The sequence below is a fragment of the Pseudomonas sp. genome (assembly GCF_050739935.1).
Classification (GTDB): Bacteria; Pseudomonadota; Gammaproteobacteria; order Pseudomonadales; family Pseudomonadaceae; genus Aquipseudomonas.
This window is the reverse complement of record NZ_JBOICF010000069.1, coordinates 113,631-132,055: the sequence shown is the minus strand read 5'-3', so window position 1 is coordinate 132,055 and position 18,425 is coordinate 113,631. Positions and strand designations below refer to the sequence as shown.

The window sequence follows — 18,425 nt, the reverse complement described above, 5'->3', positions numbered from 1 at the left end:
GCGACCGTCGAAACGGCGCCGCTAAATGCTTCATGGAAAAGCGAACTACAAAGGAATGTTGAAGATACGCGCCCGGATGGATGCGTCTGCGGTACATATGTATTGCGCATCCACAACATTTCTGTGGGAGCGATTATTCGCGATTGGCCGGTACACCTCAAAGAGCTTTATCGACTGTACTGCCGCATCGCGAATGAATTCGCTCCCACAGAAATCCGCGATTGGCTGGTACATCCCAAAGGGCTTAATCGACTGTACTACCGCATCGCGAATGAATTCGCTCCTACAGAAATTCGCGATTGGCTGGTACATCCCAAAGAGCTTTATCGACTGTACTGCCGCATCGCGAATGAATTCGCTCCCACAGATACCCGCGCCGTTGTCTGGCCATCCCGAAATCCGGACAAAAAAACGGCGTTCCGGACCAAGGGAACGCCGTTAAACAGCCATGCAACAACGACTTCTGTAGCAGCGACCCAGCGCTTTAATTCATCATCCGAAAGATTAAAACAGCCCCCTCATGAACGGGAGCTGTCGAGAATCAATCAAAGGGGCGTTTGACACATGTCTCAGTCGAACAGCGCGATCGCTTCGGCGGTCGCGTCGGTGATACGACTCCAGTCACCATTCTTGACCCAGGCGTTGTCGATCATCCAGGTACCGCCCACGCACATCACATTTGGCAGTGCCATGTAGCTTTTCAGGTTGGCTGCGCTTACACCGCCGGTCGGGCAAAAACGCACTTCAGGGAAGGGACCGCCCAACGCCTTGATCGCGCCGACCCCGCCACTGATTTCCGCCGGGAACAGCTTGAAGCGCCGATAACCCAGGGCATAACCGATCATGATTTCCGAGGCGCTGCTGATGCCTGGCAGCAGTGGCAATTCACTTTGCGCAGCGGCTTCAAGCAGATCTTGCGTGCTGCCAGGCGTGACGATGAATTGCGAACCGGCCTCTTCTGCACCTTTGAGCATGTGGCGGTCGAGAATGGTGCCTGCACCGACACACAGCTCTGGGCGTGCATCACGCAGAATGCGAATGGCCTTGAGGCCGAATTCGGAACGCAGGGTGATTTCCAGCGCGTTCAGGCCGCCTGCTGCCAGCGCATCGGCCAGCGGCAGCACGTCCTGTTCACGTGCAATGGTGATGACCGGCAGAATCTTAGCTTTCGCGCAGAGTTCGTCGATCTGGGCAATCTTGCTCGCCATGCTATTCAACGGCTGTTTCACTTGGGTATTTTCCATGGCGGCTGATCCTTTGCTTATGGGCACCAGTAGATCTCTAAAGACGGGTTGAGGAACGCACGTACCGGCATTTTGGCGAGGTCATCGCCGGCCAGCGCCGTGCGCAGGGTTTCCAGTTTGGCCTGCCCGGAAATGGACAGGATCGGAGTCGTTGCCGACGCCAACAGGGAGCGCGTCATGGTCAGACGCTGATGGGGTGTGCTCGGCGCCAGCATCGGCAGACAACGACGCTCACCGTTCAGATCCAGCGCTTCAGCCAAGTTCGGGCTGTCGGGAAACAGTGAAGCGGTGTGACCGTCATCCCCCATGCCCAGCACCAGCACGTCGATCTTCGGCAGTTCCTTGAGCGCTTCGTCGGTAGCGGCAGCGGCCTCATCCACCGTGGTGGTCGGACGATAAAGGCTGAAGAAGCCCGCTTTGGCCGCCGGTCCCTGGAACAGATAGCGCTTGAGCAGTCCGGCATTGCTGTCGGCATGCTCGGTCGGCACCCAGCGTTCGTCGGCCAGGCTGATAACCACCTTCGACCACTCGATCGGCTTCTGCGCCAGCGCCTGGAAGAAGGCGACCGGGCTCTTGCCGCCCGATACGACCAACGTCGCAATGCCATGTGGATTGCTGGAGATAGCCGCGCTCAAACGCTCGGCTACATGATCGGCCAGCGCATTTGCCAGCAGTTCCGGATTATCGAATTGGTTGGCTTTCAAGCCTGCCGGAAATTCAAGTTCACATATCGCCATACCAGGACCTCCCGTCACGAGTAATGAGCGCAATGGAACTCATCGGCCCCCAAGAGCCGGCTGCATAAGGCTTAGGCGCATCGCCCGCCTTCTTCCAGCCGGCAATCAGCTGGTCGCACCATTGCCACGCATACTCGATCTCATCTTTGCGGACAAACAGGTTCTGATTGCCACGCATGACCTCCAACAACAACCGCTCATAGGCGTCCGGAATGCGGGCGCTGCGGTAGGCGTCGGAGAAGCTCAGTTGCAAGGGGTTGCTGCGCAATTGCATGCCTTTGTCCAGCCCCTGATCCTTGGTCATCACTTGCAGCGAGATACCCTCATCAGGCTGCAGACGAATGATCAAACGGTTGCTGATCTGCATCCGCTGTTCCGGGGCGAAGATGTAGTGCGGTGGTTCCTTGAAGTGAATCACGATCTGCGACAGCTTCTGCGGCATACGCTTGCCGGTACGCAGATAGAACGGAACCCCTGCCCACCGCCAGTTACGGATGTCGGCACGAATGGCAACGAACGTTTCGGTGTCGCTCTGGGTGTTGGAGTTTTCCTCTTCCAGGTAACCGGGGACCGGTTTGCCTTCGCTGTAACCGGCGATGTATTGCCCGCGAACCACTTGAGTCGCCAGGCGCTCCGGGGTGAACGGTGCGAGCGCCTTGAGCACTTTCACCTTTTCATCACGGATACTGTCGGCGGACAGATCGCTCGGGGGGTCCATGGCAATCAGGCACAGCAACTGCAACAGGTGGTTCTGGATCATGTCGCGCAGCTGACCGGCCTGATCGAAATAGCCCCAACGGCCTTCGATCCCTACTTTCTCCGCCACAGTAATCTCGACGTGGGAAATGTAGTTCTGGTTCCATTGGGTTTCGAACAGGCTGTTGGCGAAACGCAGCGCGATAAGGTTTTGTACGGTGTCTTTACCCAGATAGTGGTCGATGCGGTAAACGCGGTTTTCCGGCAGGAACCTGGCCACGGCGTCGTTGACCCGCTGCGACGAGGCCAGATCGTGGCCGATCGGTTTCTCCAGCACCGCGCGGGTGCGGTCGGTCAGGCCAACCAGTGCCAGGTTTTCGCAGATCGCGCCATACACCGACGCAGGCGTGGCGAAATAGGCAATCATGGTTTGCGCGTCGCCTACTTCCTCAGCCAGACCAACGTAATCTTCGCCCTTGAGGAAATCCACGTGCAGGTAGCTCAGGCGCTTCTGAAAACGCTCCACGTGCTCATTTTCAAGCTGGGATTCAGGGACGAAGCGACGCAGGCTCTTGTCGATATAAGCCAGGTGTTCCTGAGGCGTACCCGGCTCGCGGGCCAAGGCAAGGATTCGGGTCTCGGCATGCAGCAGTCCCGCACGGTCCAGCTGGTACAACGCGGGAAACAGTTTGCGCACTGCCAGGTCGCCCAGGGCTCCGAACAAGGCAAAAGTGCACGGTTCAACCGTAATCGAGAGCATAATGTTGGTTCTTTTATCAAGTTAGGCTACAAATACCTTTTTTAAAGGCGTTACTCAAGGCCATATGTAGTAATAACCACAACATTTCTTCAAAAAACACATTACGGTGGTGATCATCACAGGCCCTCAGTACGATAGGCCACCTTTGCTACAGGCTAAAGGCCCAGTTGAGCACCTTTTGCATAAATGCTCGCAGACAAGCCTGTTAAAGCTTCACGAGAAGGACTTTGAATGGACCGCGTACGCAACCTTCTGGAGCAGATCCAGAGTCGTCTTGCCGAACTGAACAAGGCCGAGCGCAAGGTCGCCGAGGTGATTTTGGGCAATCCCCAGCAGGCCACCCGCTTCAGCATTGCCGCGCTCGCGCAGGCCGCCAAGGTCAGCGAACCGACGGTCAATCGTTTCTGCCGCTCGTTCGATGTCAGCGGTTACCCGGAACTCAAACTGCAACTGGCGCAGAGTCTGGCCAGCGGTGCCGCTTACGTCAGCCGCGCAGTGGAAGCCGATGACAACCCCGAAGCCTATACCCGCAAGATCTTCGCCAGCGCCATCGCATCACTGGACAGTGTCTGCCAGGTGCTGGACCCGAATCTGATCAGCAAGGCCGTGGATCTGTTGATTCAGGCGCGGCAGATTCACTTCTTCGGCCTTGGCGCTTCGGCTCCAGTGGCGCTGGATGCGCAGCACAAGTTCTTCCGCTTCAATCTGGCGGTGACGGCCCATGCCGATGTGCTGATGCAGCGCATGCTGGCCTCGGTGGCGCATACGGGGGAGCTGTTCGTGATCATTTCCTACACTGGTCGCACCCGTGAGCTGGTGGAAGTGGCACGTCTCGCTCGCGAGAATGGCGCGTCGGTGTTAGGCCTGACAGCCGCCGATTCGCCGTTGGCCAAGGCCAGCACGCTGAGTCTGAACATCCCGCTACCGGAAGACACCGACATCTATATGCCGATGACCTCGCGGATCATTCAGCTGACCGTGCTCGACGTTCTGGCGACCGGCATGACCCTGCGCCGCGGCGTGGATTTCCAACCCCATCTGCGCAAGATCAAGGAAAGCCTCAATGCCAGCCGGTATCCGGCGGATGATGAGTTGGGGTGAGTCGGGCATTTGCCCAAACGATTCGGATTGACGCAAACCCTGTGGGAACGAATCCATTCGCGGAAAAATGTTCCAGACGAAAGAGATGTTCTGGAAGAACCGGCCTCTCGCGAATGAATTCGCTCCTGTAGAAAAGCCGTCAATCACCCCAAGAGACTCGCCTGTAAACTCAACCGCGCCTGCTGCCCCGGCGCCAGGCTCAGGCAATCGTCAACGCCGGACACCGCTTCAACCCGCAGAAACCCCATCGCTTCGCTGCCGCCCACGCCTAATAGCGGGCGACTGCCGGGATGCCAGACGGCGGTGTTGACGCTGTCACGAGCGTCGATGCTCAGCCGGCGCTGCCAGGCGTCATCGTGCAGTTGGAGCGGGCCTGCGTGCTCGAATACGCGCTGACAACTGCCCATCACCCGCAACTCACCTTTCTGCTCACAGACGCTGCGGCTAAGTTCGTCGTACCCCTGCGCGCCTTCCAGGCCTTTAAGTGCGACGTCGGCGATGTCACTGATGCGCCAGTATGCGTGCAAGGCGTGGCCGAACTGGCAAGGCTCGCTGTCTTCGTGTCGGGTTTCCAGGCGAAGGTCCATGCCCTGCCCCAGTTCGGCGTAGAGATCGGCCTGCCAGTCCCACAAGCTCAGACGCCAATGCAGCGAGACGCCCTCTTCATGCTCGTGGCTGTCGATCAGCTTCCAGTCGAGCAACCGCCCCCAGCCGTTGGCAGGCCAGCCACCTTCGCCCGGATGACGCCCCACCCAAGGCCAGCACACCGGCACGCCGCCACGAATCGCACCGACCTGCGGCCACTGAGCCGCGCACCACAACCAGGGTTTTTGACCTGCGGGCTGAAAATGCAGCAATTGCGCGCCCTGGCGACTGAACACGGCCTGACATTGCGGGTGATTGATCACCAACACATCACGCTGCTGATGACGCTCCCACTGAAAAGTCGGCTGAGGCCTGGCCGAGGTGAAAAAGCGTTGCAGAGGATGGTCGAGCGATGCGGTGTCCTTGATGGCCATTGTTTTCTCGTTGGCGATAAGTGGGCCGCCATAGATAACCTGTGGGAGCGAATTCGTTCGCGAGAGGCGCGCTCAGCCGATGCATCCCTATCGCCTGACCTATTTTTCGCGAATGAATTCGCTCCCACAGGCAAACCGCGTATGCCCAGGGTCGGCGGCGAGCCCTGCAAACAATAAAAAAAGCTCCGAAGACCAGAGCTGATACGACACAAAAAAACGGGCAGCCAGGCTGCCCGTAAAGCACACACGACCCTTGATCGTTTGTGAAGCACATCAGAGAGATGTGCGGAGGAGCGGTCCGCACAACGGTGGAGCTTTTAGAACTTGGATTGAATCTTGATACCCGCAACCAGAGCGTTCTGGACTTCGTCCACACCGCCTGGGCTCTTCACGTATTGCAGGTTAGGACGCACGGTCAGCCAGTCGGTGACGTGTACGCCGTAGTAGATTTCCGAGTTGTATTCGGTCTTCTGGATTGGCAGGTAGCCTGGGTTGTCGTAGTCGTCGATACCGTTGACGGCGTTGACCAGGCGACGGTTGTCCTGAGCATCATCGTTGACGTGGATGCGAGCGACGCCGATACCGATGTCATCCTTCGGACGTGCATCGAACGGACCTTTATAGACGAAACCGATCTGCTGATAGTTGTCGACCATGTTGGTGGCTTTGTCATGCACAGTGGCGTTGGCAAAAATGCTCAAACCACGCGATGTGTCGCCGTTGTGGGCGGTCAACTGTTGCTGAGCCACGACCCACCAGCCATGCTTGTCCTTGTGGGACTTGAAGTCACCGCCGGCAATGGCTTGCGGCTGGCCGTTTTCGTTTTCGTACAGGTCATCAGCGCTTGGGTTGCTGACGTAGTAACCCAAACGGTATTCGCCTGGCAGCGAGTTCACGCTTGGCGACCACACCACTTCCACAGGCACCACGGTGCCCTGGGAGCCGCTGCCGCTGAGCTTGAAGCTGTTGCCGGTTTCCAGGTAGGACGGGTTCTGCTCGTAGACACCGATCTGCGCGAACAACTCAGGTGTGATGTTGTATTTCACACGTGCTGCCCACTGGCTGACTGGCCAGTTGTACCAAGTGTTCACGTAGTTACCCACTTGCGAGCCGCAGAACGACAGGTTCTGGAAGTCGCATGGGAAGCTGTTGAAGTCTTCGCCTTCGCCGAAACGACCGACCTTGATGTCCAGGGCGCCGTCGAAGTACTTCTGTTTGACCCACATCTGCGTCAGACGCCAGGTCTGACCGCGACCCCAGACTTCTTGCGAGGAGCTGAGTGTGCCGGCGCGTGGATCGCCAATACGGTCGTTGGAAATGTTGTTGCCGCTACGCTCGGTGATCGCCAGCTTGAATTCCGCGTCATGCCAACCGAGGATTTTCTGCAGGTCCATTTGCACGCCGAACGCGAACTGGTCGCTGTAACGGCCGGTTCTGTCGTCGTTGTAGCCGCCATTGAGGTTGGAAGCCGCCTCGCCTACGTACTCGATCGGAAAATCGTACCCCTTGTCGTACAGTTCCTGGCGCAGACCGCCCCAGTCACCCGTCAAGTGCTCGCTGGCCTTGAAAGGCTCCATGGCGGAGGCCGTTCCGGACAACGTCAACGCGCTCAAAACAGACAACCCACCGATCAGGTGCAGCTGGTTAAGCGATTTGCCTTTTACCTTCTTCATCCCTTAAATCCTCGTTTTATTGTTATTAGCTCTAAAACAGCGTTGTAACCACTTGCTTCGTGTGCCTGCCAGGGCTCTTTTACGGCAGAAAAAATCGCCCCGACAGATGTGCTCCTTGACGCAGTACTCCTGCGCGCGGAATCAGTTGCGGTTGAGCCGCGTAACGTTCCCCATGTTCTCAACCGGCTGCGACTTTCCCAGGACGCCCAGACGTTCGCCGCTCTTGGCATCGAACAGCAGAACCTTGGCCGGATCGAATTGCAAGGTCAAGGTCTCGCCCACCGCTGGCGCCACATCCGGGGCAAGACGGCAGCAAACCTTGCTCTCGTTGAGCGTGACGAAAACCAGCGTATCGGGACCGGTCGGCTCGGTGACCTGCACCTCGGCACGAATGGTCGGCATCCCCGAAGTTTCTCCGGACGCTAGCACGATCTGTTCAGGGCGCAGGCCCAAAATCACCTCACGGTCCTCCAGGCCCGCATCGCTCATGCTCATCGGCAGTTCGCAACGCGCCTGACCACTGTCGAGCACGGCCAGCAGACGGCCATCCTTGCGTTGCAGGCGCAGCGGAATGAAGTTCATCGGCGGCGAACCGATGAAGCTGGCGACGAACAGGTTGGCCGGATCATTGTAGATCTGTTTCGGTGTACCGAACTGCTGAATGATGCCGTCCTTCATGACCGCCACTTTGTCGCCCAGGGTCATCGCTTCGATCTGGTCGTGGGTGACGTAGACCGTGGTGGTCTTGAGGCGCTGGTGCATCAGTTTCATTTCGGTGCGCATCTCGACCCGCAGCTTGGCGTCGAGGTTGGACAGCGGTTCGTCGAACAGATAAATCTTCGGGCGCCGGGCCAGCGCGCGGCCCATGGCAACCCGCTGCTGCTGACCACCGGAAAGCTGACCTGGCTTGCGATTGAGCAGGTGCTCGATCTGCAACAACTTGGCGACGCGGGCCACTTCGGCGTCGATGTCCGGCTGGTTCATCTTGCGAATCTTCAGACCGAATTCGATGTTCTCGCGAACGCTCATGGTCGGGTACAGCGCGTAGGACTGGAACACCATGGCGATGTCGCGATCTTTCGGGCTCATGCCGCTGACGTCCTGATCACCGATCATGATCGCGCCGCCGGTAATGGTTTCCAGGCCCGCGATGCAGTTCATCAGGGTCGACTTACCGCAGCCCGAAGGACCGACCAGAATCAGGAATTCGCCTTCCTTGATCGACAGTTCAATGTTCTTCAGGGTGTCCGGCAGACCGGCCCCGTAAGTCTTGTTTACATTGCGAAGTTCGAGCGTTGCCATGATTACCCCTTGACTGCGCCGGCCGTCAGCCCGCGCACGAAATACTTGCCTGCGACCACATAGACCAGCAGGGTCGGCAGACCGGCGATCATCGCCGCCGCCATATCAACGTTGTACTCCTTGGCCCCGGTGCTGGTGTTGACCAGGTTGTTCAGCGCCACGGTGATGGGCTGTGAATCGCCGCTGGAGAACACTACACCGAACAGGAAGTCGTTCCAGATCTGCGTGAACTGCCAGATCAGGCAGACCATGATGATCGGGGTCGACATCGGCAGAATGATCTGCCGAAAGATGGTGAAGAAACCGGCACCGTCCAGACGCGCAGCTTTGACCAGCGCATCAGGAATGCTCACGTAGTAGTTACGGAAGAACAGCGTGGTGAACGCCAGACCGTAGACCACGTGGACGAGCACCAGACCGGTCGTGGTGCTGGCCAGGCCCATCTTGCCGAGGGTGAAAGACGCCGGCAGCAAAACGGTCTGGAACGGCAGGAAGCAACCGAACAACAGCAGCCCGAAGAACATCTGCGAACCACGGAAGCGCCACATCGACAGTACGTAGCCGTTCAAGGCACCGATGGCTGTGGAGATCAGCACCGCGGGAACGGTGATCAGGATCGAGTTTACGAAGTAGCCCTTGACCGTCGCCCAGGCCTTGACCCAACCGATGGCGGTGACCTCAGTGGGCCAGCTCAGCAGGTTGCCGGTGCCGATGTCTTCAGGCGATTTGAAACTGGTGAGCAGCATCACTACCAGCGGAATCAGATAGATCAACACGGCACCGATCAGCACCGCATAAATCGCGATCCGGCTCAAGCTGATCGAAGGTTTGGCGGCGTGACTAGTCATTGCGCTTGGTCCTCAGCTCGGAATACAGGTAAGGCACGAGGATCGCGAGAATCGCACCGAGCATCAGAATCGCACTGGCCGAGCCCATACCCATCTGACCGCGGCTGAAGGTGAACGAGTACATGAACATCGCGGGCAAATCGGACGAATAGCCGGGGCCACCAGCGGTCATTGCGGCAACAAGGTCGAAGCTCTTGATCGCGATGTGCGCCAGAATCATTACGGCGCTGAAGAACACCGGGCGCAGGCTTGGCAGCACCACTTTCCAGTAGATCTTCGGCATGCTGGCGCCATCGATCTGGGCAGCGCGGATGATCGATTGATCTACGCCGCGCAGGCCCGCCAGGAACATCGCCATGATGAATCCCGACGCCTGCCATACCGCCGCGATAACCAGGCAGTACACCACGCGATCGGGGTCGATCAGCCAGTCCAGACGAAAGCCTTCCCAGCCCCAGTCACGCAACAGTTTGTCCAGACCCATGCCAGGGTTGAGCAGCCATTTCCAGGCCGTACCGGTGACGATCATCGAGAGCGCCATCGGGTACAGATAGATAGTGCGGATGAATCCTTCGCGACGAATGCGCTGATCAAGAAACACCGCCAACAGCACGCCAACTACCAGCGTGATGCCGATAAACATGCCGCCGAACACGGCGAGGTTCTTGCTCGCGACCCACCAGCGGTCGTTATCGAACAGCCGAGCGTATTGCGCCAGGCCCACGAATTTGTAGGACGGCAGGAAAGTCGAATTGGTGAACGACAGAACGAACGTCCACAGGATATAGCCGTAGAAGCCCACCAATACGATGAACATGCTTGGCGCCAGCACCAGTTTGGGTAGCCAGCGCTGCAGTGCATCGAACGGCGAGGCTTTGCTGAACACAGCAACAGAACTCATTGGAAGCATCCACTTCGAAACGATCAGGTCCAGCCCACAGCCGTGCGTGAAACCGGATGAGAAGGTTTCATCAGCACGAACTGCGGCTGGGGTTTACGTGTTACCGGATAACGCTTACTTGGCAGACTTGATGGCCGCACCCAACTTCTTCGCCGCGTCGGCTGGATCAGCTTTCGGGTCGTTGATGTAGTTGGTCACAACGTCAAAGAACGCACCTTGAACAGCCAACGTGGTTGCCATGTTGTGCGCCATGCTTGGTTGCAGGCCGCCGGTTTTGGCATCTGCGAGGAAGTCCTTGGCAGCGGTCTGTGCACACGAGTCGAAGCCGTAAGAGTCCATTTTGTTCAGCATGTCGTTGCGCACAGGGATTGAACCCTTGTTGATGCTAAAGACTTTCTGGAAGTTTTCACCCAGCACGACTTTGGCGATGTCCCGCTGACCATCGGCAGTGCCTTTGTCTTTCTGCTTGAACACCGCCAGGGAGTCGATATTGTAGGTGAATGCCTTGTCGGTGCCCGGGAAGGCTACGCACTCGTAATCCTTGCCAGCGACTTTCTTGGCAGCGGTCCATTCGCTCTTGGCCCAGTCACCCATGATCTGCATGCCGGCCTTGCCGTTGATGACCTTGGCCGCTTCCAGGTTCCAGTCCTGGCCTTTGCCGTCGGGATCCATGTAGGAAGCGACTTTTTTCAGCTCGGTCAGCGACTTGACCATCTCAGGACCGGTCAACGCGCCGTCATCCAGATCGACCAGGGCCTTCTTGTAACCATCGGCACCCATCACCGAAAGCACAACGGCTTCGAAAACAGTGCTGTCCTGCCAGGGTTGGCCACCGTGAGCCAGAGGGATGAAGCCTGCCGCCTTGAGCTTGTCGCCCGCTGCGTAGAACTCTTCGAGGGTGGTCGGGGCTTTTTCGATGCCGGCTTTCTTGAAGACTTCCGGGTTGATCCACAGCCAGTTCACGCGGTGAATGTTCACCGGAACGGCCACGTAATCACCATCGTACTTCACGGTATCGGAGACTTTCTTGTCGAGAAGGCTGTCCCACTTTTCTTGCTTGGAGACTTCCTTCAGAACGTCAGTGTCCAGCAGTCCGGTCGACGCCCATTCCTGAATGTCCGGACCTTTGATCTGGGCGACGCCAGGCGGGTTACCGGCAACGGCGCGGCTTTTCAGCACGGTCATGGCAGTCGAACCGCCACCGCCGGCCACAGCGCCGTCTTTCCAGGTAAAGCCGTCTTTTTCGACTTGGGCCTTGAGCACATCGACAGCCGCTTTTTCGCCACCGGAAGTCCACCAGTGGACGACTTCGACAGTGCCTTTGGAATCAGCGGCCATGGCGCTCAGAGGGAACAACGAGGCGAGAGAAACGAGTGCTGCGAGACGGGTAATCGAATTCATCTATTTGACCTTATTGTTGTTATGCATGAGCAAGTCTTGGTGCTTGCGCTGCATGGATTCTAAACAAGGGGCTCGCGCGGACGGTAACGAAGCGATGCGCAAGTGTCACTGGAAGGTTACATTCGGCAAATCTTCGAATTCTTGAAGGTAGAAGCCGCCTTGCTGGCAAAAGCGCTGGGCCGGACAACGCAATGCTGACCGGCCCTGTGCGTTCGCCAGCAAGCCGGCTTTTACAGGAATGTCCGTGGTGGTGGAGAGTTGGGCTATTGCGCCCCACGCGGCAGATACAATGTCACCCGCAACCCGCCATCGCGCAGGTTCTGCAATGTCACCTCACCGCCATGACTGTGGGCGATGTTGCGTGCGATCCCCAGCCCCAGCCCATACCCTTGCTGATGCTTGCCCGCGAGCCGAAAATGCGGCTCGAAGACCTGTTCAAGCCGCTGTTCGGGGACGCCTGGGCCTTCGTCGTCGACGTGCAGCACGAACGCCTCGGCGTTGTCTTCAATGTACAAATGCGCCTTGTCGCCGTATTTGATGGCGTTATCGATCAGGTTGCCCATGCAGCGACGTAGGGCCAGCGGCTTGCCATAAAACATCGACATCGCCCTACCTTCCACCGTGGCCCGGCCATCGCCAGAGGGCGACAGGTAGGGCTCGATCAGGCAATCGAGCGCATGGTTCAGGTCGACAGGCTCGATGTTCTCGTGAATATCGGTGTCCTTCACGCATTGCAGCGCGCCCTTGACCAACAGCTCCAGCTCATCGAGATCACGGGTGAATTTGACCTGCATCGCCTCGTCTTCCAGCAACTCGACACGCAAGCGCAGGCGTGTGATCGGCGTACGCAAATCGTGGGAAATGGCGCTGAACAGCTGGCCGCGTTCGGTCAGGTAACGGCTGATGCGATCGCGCATGGTGTTGAAGGCGCGTGTCACCTCGATCACTTCACTGCCGCCGCCCTCCACTACCGGCTCGACCTCGGTCCCCAGTGACAGATCCCGCGCGGCATGGGCCAGACGTTTGAGGGGGCCACTTTGCCAATGAACCAGCAGGCCGATGAATACCAGTAGGAAGATACTCGTCAGGCCAATGAACCAGACCTGTTGCGACGGCAGCCCTTCTTCCTCGAGCATGGTGTACGGCTCAGGCAGCAGCGACGCGATATACAACCACTCTCCCGGCGACAGCTCTATCTGGGTCACCAATACTGGCGGATTCACCGGTTCCAGTGTCAGCGCGTAATGCGCCCAGGAGCGGGGCAGCTCGTCGAGCTTCAGGCCGCTGTTGAAGATGCGCAGATCTTCGGGCCGCACGAACCGTACGAGGATATCGGGGTCGGCGCCGAGGTTCTGCCGCAAAACCTGCCCCACCACATCGATCACCGCTGTTTTACGCACGGTGGGTTCCAGCACCTGCATATCCAGCGGACGATCATTGAGGGAAACGAAGAAACGCGTACCACCCATGCTGCGCAGTTGATCGAGCACCAAGGGGCGGAAGGCCACGGGCAATGAGCGGAAATAGCTGACGCTGGCAGACATGGAAAAACCCAGGCTGCGAGCACTGGTGATCAGGCCTTCCATTTGCGTGGCGCGCAATTGGGAAAGCCAGATCAGGCTGGACAGGGTCTGGGCCAGTAATACCGCTAGCAAAGTGAGCAGCAACATGCGCCCCAGCAGCGAGCGCGGCACCGGCAGACGACGCTTTTTCTCGGCCACCATCAGCGGTCAGTAGCCGTTGCTGGCTTGTGGCAGCACGTTGGCCGCCAACAAATAACCACTGCCTCGCACAGTGCGAATCAACCGCGGCGCCTTGCCGGTATCGCGCAGACGCTGACGAAGACGACTCACCGCCATGTCGACGATACGCTCCAGCGGCATCAGCTCACGCCCCCGCGTGGCATTGCCGATGGTGTCGCGATCGAGGATTTGCTGCGGGTTATCGAGAAACAACTTGAGCAGCGCGAAGTCGGCGCCAGAAAGAATCACTTCTTCGCCATCGCTGTGAAACAGACGATGACTGACCATGTCCAGACGCCACTCATCGAACACCAGTACCTCACCGCCCACGCGCTCCTGGCCGAAATGTGCCCGGCGCAGCAGGGCCTTGATGCGGGCCTGGAGTTCACGTGGACTGAAGGGTTTGGCCATGTAGTCATCAGCGCCCAGTTCCAGGCCAATGACCCGATCGGCCTCATCGGAGCTGGCTGTGAGCATGATGATCGGCACATGGGGCTGTCGCGGGTGCTGCCTGACCCAGCGGCATAGGTTGAAGCCATCTTCGTCGGGCAGCATGACGTCGAGAATCAGCAGGTCAGTAGGCTCGTCATTGAACGCCTGACGAAACTCGGCGCCATCGCCAACTGTGCGTACCTGAAAACCTGATCGGCTCAGGTAGGCCTGAAGCAATTCCCGAATCTCCTGATCATCGTCGACCACCAGAATAGATTTACTGACAGCGTTCACTTTGGTCGTCCTTGTAAGCACTAAATTTATTGTTATAGACACTGCGCGTTCATTGCAGGAACCGGTTTGCTGGCGAGGGCGGTGTCAGGCGACATCACTGCGTCAGACAGATCACATTCGTCCGACCGCGGCCCGCAGCAAGCTGGCCCCTACAGGCATTCCAGCGGGTCGGTCAGCCCTGGGTGAGCAAAGCCTGATCCAGCGCCACCCCGGCGCCCATCAAGCCCGGATACTCGGCTGTCACCAGCCAGACCGGCACATCGTTGAAGTAATCCTTCATCAGGCCTTTTTCTGCAAGCGCCTTGTTGAAGCCACTCTGCATGAAGAAGTCGATGAAACGCGGAATCACTCCGCCGGCGATGTACACCCCGCCACGCCCGCCAACGGTCAACACATTGTTGCCCGCCACGCGACCGAGGAACACACAAAACTGTTCGAGCACCGCGCTGGCCACAGGATCGCCCTTGAGCGCTGCCGAGGTGATGGCTGCGGGGGATTTCAGTTCCGGCTCGATATCGTCCAGCGCACAGCTGACCTGATACAGCAACAGCAGACCGGCACCACTCAGGATCGTTTCCGCACTGACATGCTCGTGATCGGCCATCAGGCGCGTCCACAGCAAGGCTTCGCGCGCGGTGCCAATGGGCAAGTCGACATGACCGCCCTCGCCCGGCACCGCGGTCCAGTGGTTTTCGCCGGAGCGGATCAGCGTGCCGACGCCCAGGCCGGTGCCAGGGCCAATCACCACACGGGCGCCTCTCGGGTCGCCCTTACCGTGGCGCACGGTGAGATATTCATCGTCGCGCAGGCGGGTCATGCCCAAGGCCATGGCGGTGAAATCGTTGACCATGATCAGGTTGTCGATTTTGAGCGCCGCGCAGAACGACTTCCGATTGATCTTCCAGTGGCTGTTGGTGAAGTGGAAATCATCACCGGTTACCGGGCCTGCGACCGCCAGACAGATCGAACCGACATCACCCAGTTGCAGCTCGAGATCCTGCAGATAGACCAGCAGGGCCTTTTCAGGGCTGGCGTAATCGACCGTCGGGAACACCCGGATCGAATGCAATTGATCGTCTTCCCAAATGGCAAAACGAGCATTTGTCCCGCCGATATCACCCACCATTGCCAATGTCACTTGAGCGTCTCCAGATTCGAAGTAAAGGCGCTGGCGCCCTTCTCTGCGGAGCTGAAGGCCATGCGCATGAAACCGAACAATTCGCGGCCGCTGCCCACATTGTGGGACAAGCGCCCGATTGCCGGCTCTCTGGCGGCCAATTCTGCCGGTTCGACCAGAACTTGCAACGTTCCTTTCACGCCATCTACCCGAATGAGGTCCCCATCTCGCACAAGTGCCAGCGGGCCACCATCAGAGGCTTCGGGGCATACATGGATCGCCGCAGGAATTTTTCCAGAGGCGCCGGACATGCGCCCGTCAGTGATCAGCGCCACCTTGAACCCGCGATCCTGGAGCACGCCAAGGAACGGCGTCATCTTGTGCAACTCGGGCATGCCGTTGGAGCGTGGCCCCTGAAACCGCATGACCGCGACGAAATCACACTCAAGCTCCCCGGCCTTGAAAGCGTCGGCCAGATCCTGCTGGTCTTCGAATACTTTTGCCGGTGCTTCGACGATCTGGTGCTCCAGCGCCACGGCCGAAACCTTCATCACGCCGCGCCCCAGGTTGCCTTCCATCACACGCAGACCGCCTTCAGGTGAGAACGGCCGGACGATCGGCCGCAGGATGTTTTCGTCCAGACTCTCGATCGGGCCGTCACGCCATACCAGCTTGCCGTCGTCAAGGAACGGCTCTTGGGTGTAGCGGCGCAGACCACGGCCTACGACGGTGTTGACGTCTTCATGCAGCAGCCCGGCATCGAGCAGTTCACGAATCAGGAACGACATGCCGCCCGCCGCCTGGAAGTGGTTGATGTCGGCTTTACCGTTTGGATAAACGTGCGTCAGGGTCGGTACGACTTCCGACAGATCTGCCATGTCCTGCCAGGTCAATTGAATGCCTGCGGACTGCGCGATGGCCGGCATATGCAGCGTGTGGTTGGTGGAACCGCCGGTCGCATGCAGGGCGACGATCGAGTTGACCAGCGAGCGCTCGTCCACGATCTCCCCCAGAGGGATGAAATCGCCGCTTTGTTTGGTCAGACGCGTCACCTGGAACGCGGCCTCGCGTGTCAGGGCATCGCGCAGCGGCGTGTAGGGATTGACGAAGGAAGCGCCCGGCAAGTGCAGCCCCATGACTTCCATCAGCAACTGGTTGGTATTGGCGGTGCCGTAGAAGGTGCAGGTACCAGGGCCGTGGTAGGACTTCATTTCCGAATCCAGCAGCTCTTCGCGAGTCGCCTTGCCTTCGGCGTAGCGCTGCCGCACATCGGCTTTTTCCTTGTTGGAAATACCCGACACCATCGGCCCGCCCGGCACGAAAATCGTCGGCAAATGACCGAAACGCAGGGAGCCCATCAGCAGGCCTGGCACGATCTTGTCGCAAATGCCCAGCATCAACGCGGCATCGAACATGTTGTGCGACAAAGCGACCGCCGTTGCCATCGCAATGACTTCTCGGCTGGCGATACTCAGTTCCATGCCTGGCTCGCCTTGCGTGACGCCGTCACACATGGCTGGCACGCCACCGGCGAACTGGCCGACCGAGCCGATTTCACGCAGGGCCTTTTTGATCTGTTCAGGGAAATGCTCGTACGGCTGATGCGCCGACAACATGTCGTTGTAGGAGGAAACGATGGCGACGTTGGCCGCGTTCATCATCCGCAGGCTGTGCTTGTCTTCAGTGCCGCAGGCCGCAACGCCATGGGCGAAGTTGGCGCATTGCAGCTTGCCGCGCATCGGGCCGTCGCTCGCCGCGCCCCGGATCAGTTGCAGATAGCGCTGACGGGTTTCACGGCTGCGAGCTATCAGCCGTTCGGTTACCTCAAGGACGCGGGGATGCATTGTGATGAACTCCAGGCTAGCGGATGTGGTCACCCGTATAAGACGCGTGCAAAACCGATGGTCGAATCAGGCCTGTGGAGAAACGCTTCAGCAAAGGCTAGATTTTTCAAACAGTTGTGGTGGCTTTACGGGTTTCTATTTGTAGATAAACCAAAATACTGCCATTAAAAAGGCTTGTTTTCTATTTTTATGAGAATAATCTTGTAATTCCAACAACAAATTCACTGAGGACGGGTGTATGACTCTCCGCATCGCAATCAATGGCTTTGGCCGCATCGGCCGCAACGTCCTACGTGCACTCTATACCCAAGGCTACCGTCAGGACTTGCAGGTCGTCGCCATCAACGATCTGGGTGACAGCGAGATCAACGCCCACCTTCTGAAGTACGACACCGTTCACGGTCAGTTCGACGGCACGGTCGAGCACGACAAGGAAAGCCTGACGGTCAATGGCGACCGCATATCAGTCAGCGCCATTCGCAACCCGGCCGATCTGCCGTGGAAATCCGAAAACGTCGACGTCGTATTCGAATGCACCGGCTTCTTTACCGAACGTGATAAAGCCGCTGCGCATATCACCGCGGGCGCCAGGAAGGTCATCATCTCCGCGCCGGCCAAAGGCGCTGACGCCACTGTCGTTTACGGCGTCAACCATGATGTGCTGCGTCAGTCTCATCAGGTGATTTCCAACGCTTCGTGCACCACCAACTGCCTAGCGCCTGTTGCGCAGGTGTTGAATCGCGAGCTGGGCATCGAGAACGGGCTGATGACCACCATCCACGCCTACACCAATGACCAGAATCTGATCGACGTGTACCACACCGACCCGTACCGGGCACGTTCGGCCACTCAATCGATGATTCCGAGCAAGACCGGCGCTGCTGAAGCCGTTGGCCTGGTCCTGCCGGAACTGGCAGGCAAGCTGACGGGTATGGCGGTGCGTGTGCCGGTGATCAACGTTTCGCTGGTCGACCTGACCATCCAGCTCAAGCGCGATGCGACGGTCGATGAAGTCAACGCGATCATGAAAGAAGCAGCCCAGCATTCGAAGATCCTCGGCTACAACAGCCTCCCGCTGGTCTCCCACGACTTCAACCATAACCCCCTGTCGTCGATCTTCGACGCCAACCACACCAAAGTCAGCGGCCGTCTGCTCAAGGTGCTGGCCTGGTACGACAACGAGTGGGGCTTCTCCAACCGCATGCTGGATAACTGTCTGGCGCTGATGAACGCGGAATAAGACCTGCCGCCAACCTAACTGTGGGAGGAATTCATTCGCGATGATCGATCGGGCAACAGAAATGTGTCGCCGGT

Annotated in this window: 15 protein-coding genes and 2 pseudogenes; 3 read left to right on the top strand and 14 right to left on the bottom strand. The window is 58.5% G+C overall.

Translation table 11 applies throughout. The features are described 5' to 3' along the window. Nucleotides 1-102: 102 nt before the first annotated feature. A complete protein-coding gene (locus ACRER8_RS13970; protein WP_431746838.1) occupies nt 103-561 on the top strand; it encodes a hypothetical protein in 459 nt (152 codons plus the stop codon). An 8-nt stretch (nt 562-569) separates the two neighbouring features. On the opposite strand, the gene ACRER8_RS13965 is transcribed toward ACRER8_RS13970, so the two are convergent. The 3 genes from ACRER8_RS13965 to zwf are packed head-to-tail and all read right to left on the bottom strand — an operon-like array spanning nt 570 to nt 3,437. Then, entirely contained in the window at nt 570-1,244 is a 675-nt protein-coding gene (locus tag ACRER8_RS13965; protein WP_431746837.1) for a bifunctional 4-hydroxy-2-oxoglutarate aldolase/2-dehydro-3-deoxy-phosphogluconate aldolase, read from the bottom strand. A gap of 17 nt (nt 1,245-1,261) precedes the next feature. After that, a complete protein-coding gene (gene pgl, locus ACRER8_RS13960; protein ID WP_431746836.1) occupies nt 1,262-1,981 on the bottom strand; it encodes a 6-phosphogluconolactonase in 720 nt (239 codons plus the stop codon). Then, nucleotides 1,968-3,437, bottom strand: a complete 1,470-nt coding sequence (zwf, locus tag ACRER8_RS13955; RefSeq protein WP_431746835.1) for a glucose-6-phosphate dehydrogenase — start codon at nt 3,435-3,437, stop codon at nt 1,968-1,970. The genes pgl and zwf overlap by 14 nt, the downstream gene beginning before the upstream one ends. Before the next feature lie 231 nt (nt 3,438-3,668). Here zwf and ACRER8_RS13950 point away from each other — a divergent pair, with 231 nt between their 5' ends. Beyond that, complete coding sequence (locus ACRER8_RS13950; RefSeq protein WP_431746834.1) at nt 3,669-4,538, top strand: MurR/RpiR family transcriptional regulator; 870 nt, start codon at nt 3,669-3,671, stop codon at nt 4,536-4,538. A gap of 143 nt (nt 4,539-4,681) precedes the next feature. Here the strand turns inward: ACRER8_RS13950 and ACRER8_RS13945 are convergent, their stop codons facing one another. From ACRER8_RS13945 to edd, 11 genes and pseudogenes are all read right to left on the bottom strand, one after another. Continuing rightward, nucleotides 4,682-5,557, bottom strand: a complete 876-nt coding sequence (locus ACRER8_RS13945) for a D-hexose-6-phosphate mutarotase (protein WP_431746833.1) — start codon at nt 5,555-5,557, stop codon at nt 4,682-4,684. 317 nt (nt 5,558-5,874) lie between these two features. Beyond that, on the bottom strand, nt 5,875-7,230 hold the full coding sequence (locus ACRER8_RS13940) for a carbohydrate porin (RefSeq protein WP_431746832.1): 1,356 nt from the start codon (nt 7,228-7,230) through the stop codon (nt 5,875-5,877). A gap of 141 nt (nt 7,231-7,371) precedes the next feature. Then, nucleotides 7,372-8,532, bottom strand: a complete 1,161-nt coding sequence (locus ACRER8_RS13935; protein WP_431746831.1) for an ABC transporter ATP-binding protein — start codon at nt 8,530-8,532, stop codon at nt 7,372-7,374. 2 nt (nt 8,533-8,534) lie between these two features. Continuing rightward, a complete protein-coding gene (locus tag ACRER8_RS13930; protein WP_431746830.1) occupies nt 8,535-9,380 on the bottom strand; it encodes a carbohydrate ABC transporter permease in 846 nt (281 codons plus the stop codon). Further along, complete coding sequence (locus ACRER8_RS13925; protein ID WP_431746829.1) at nt 9,373-10,281, bottom strand: carbohydrate ABC transporter permease; 909 nt, start codon at nt 10,279-10,281, stop codon at nt 9,373-9,375. Before ACRER8_RS13925 ends, ACRER8_RS13930 begins: the two co-directional genes overlap by 8 nt. 114 nt (nt 10,282-10,395) lie before the next feature. After that, complete coding sequence (locus ACRER8_RS13920; protein ID WP_431746828.1) at nt 10,396-11,682, bottom strand: ABC transporter substrate-binding protein; 1,287 nt, start codon at nt 11,680-11,682, stop codon at nt 10,396-10,398. Nucleotides 11,683-11,945: 263 nt separating this feature from the next. Further along, nucleotides 11,946-12,209: pseudogene (locus ACRER8_RS13915) on the bottom strand (sensor histidine kinase); the annotation flags it as partial. 261 nt (nt 12,210-12,470) lie between these two features. Further along, nucleotides 12,471-12,818, bottom strand: a pseudogene (locus ACRER8_RS13910) (histidine kinase dimerization/phospho-acceptor domain-containing protein); the annotation flags it as partial. 594 nt (nt 12,819-13,412) lie between these two features. Further along, nucleotides 13,413-14,150: a response regulator gene (locus ACRER8_RS13905; protein WP_431746827.1), complete on the bottom strand. Its 738-nt coding sequence runs from the start codon at nt 14,148-14,150 to the stop codon at nt 13,413-13,415. A 172-nt stretch (nt 14,151-14,322) separates the two neighbouring features. Beyond that, nucleotides 14,323-15,276 carry a glucokinase gene (locus ACRER8_RS13900; protein WP_431746900.1) on the bottom strand — a complete coding sequence of 318 codons (954 nt, stop codon included), beginning with the start codon at nt 15,274-15,276 and terminating at the stop codon, nt 14,323-14,325. An 8-nt stretch (nt 15,277-15,284) separates the two neighbouring features. After that, nucleotides 15,285-17,111, bottom strand: coding sequence for a phosphogluconate dehydratase (edd, locus tag ACRER8_RS13895; protein WP_431746826.1), 1,827 nt, complete (start codon nt 17,109-17,111; stop codon nt 15,285-15,287). 238 nt (nt 17,112-17,349) lie between these two features. Between edd and gap the strand changes: the two genes are divergently transcribed. Continuing rightward, the gene (gene gap / locus ACRER8_RS13890; RefSeq protein WP_431746825.1) at nt 17,350-18,351 is read left to right on the top strand and encodes a type I glyceraldehyde-3-phosphate dehydrogenase; all 1,002 of its coding nucleotides are present in this window, start codon (nt 17,350-17,352) and stop codon (nt 18,349-18,351) included. The last annotated feature ends 74 nt before the right edge of the window (nt 18,352-18,425 follow it).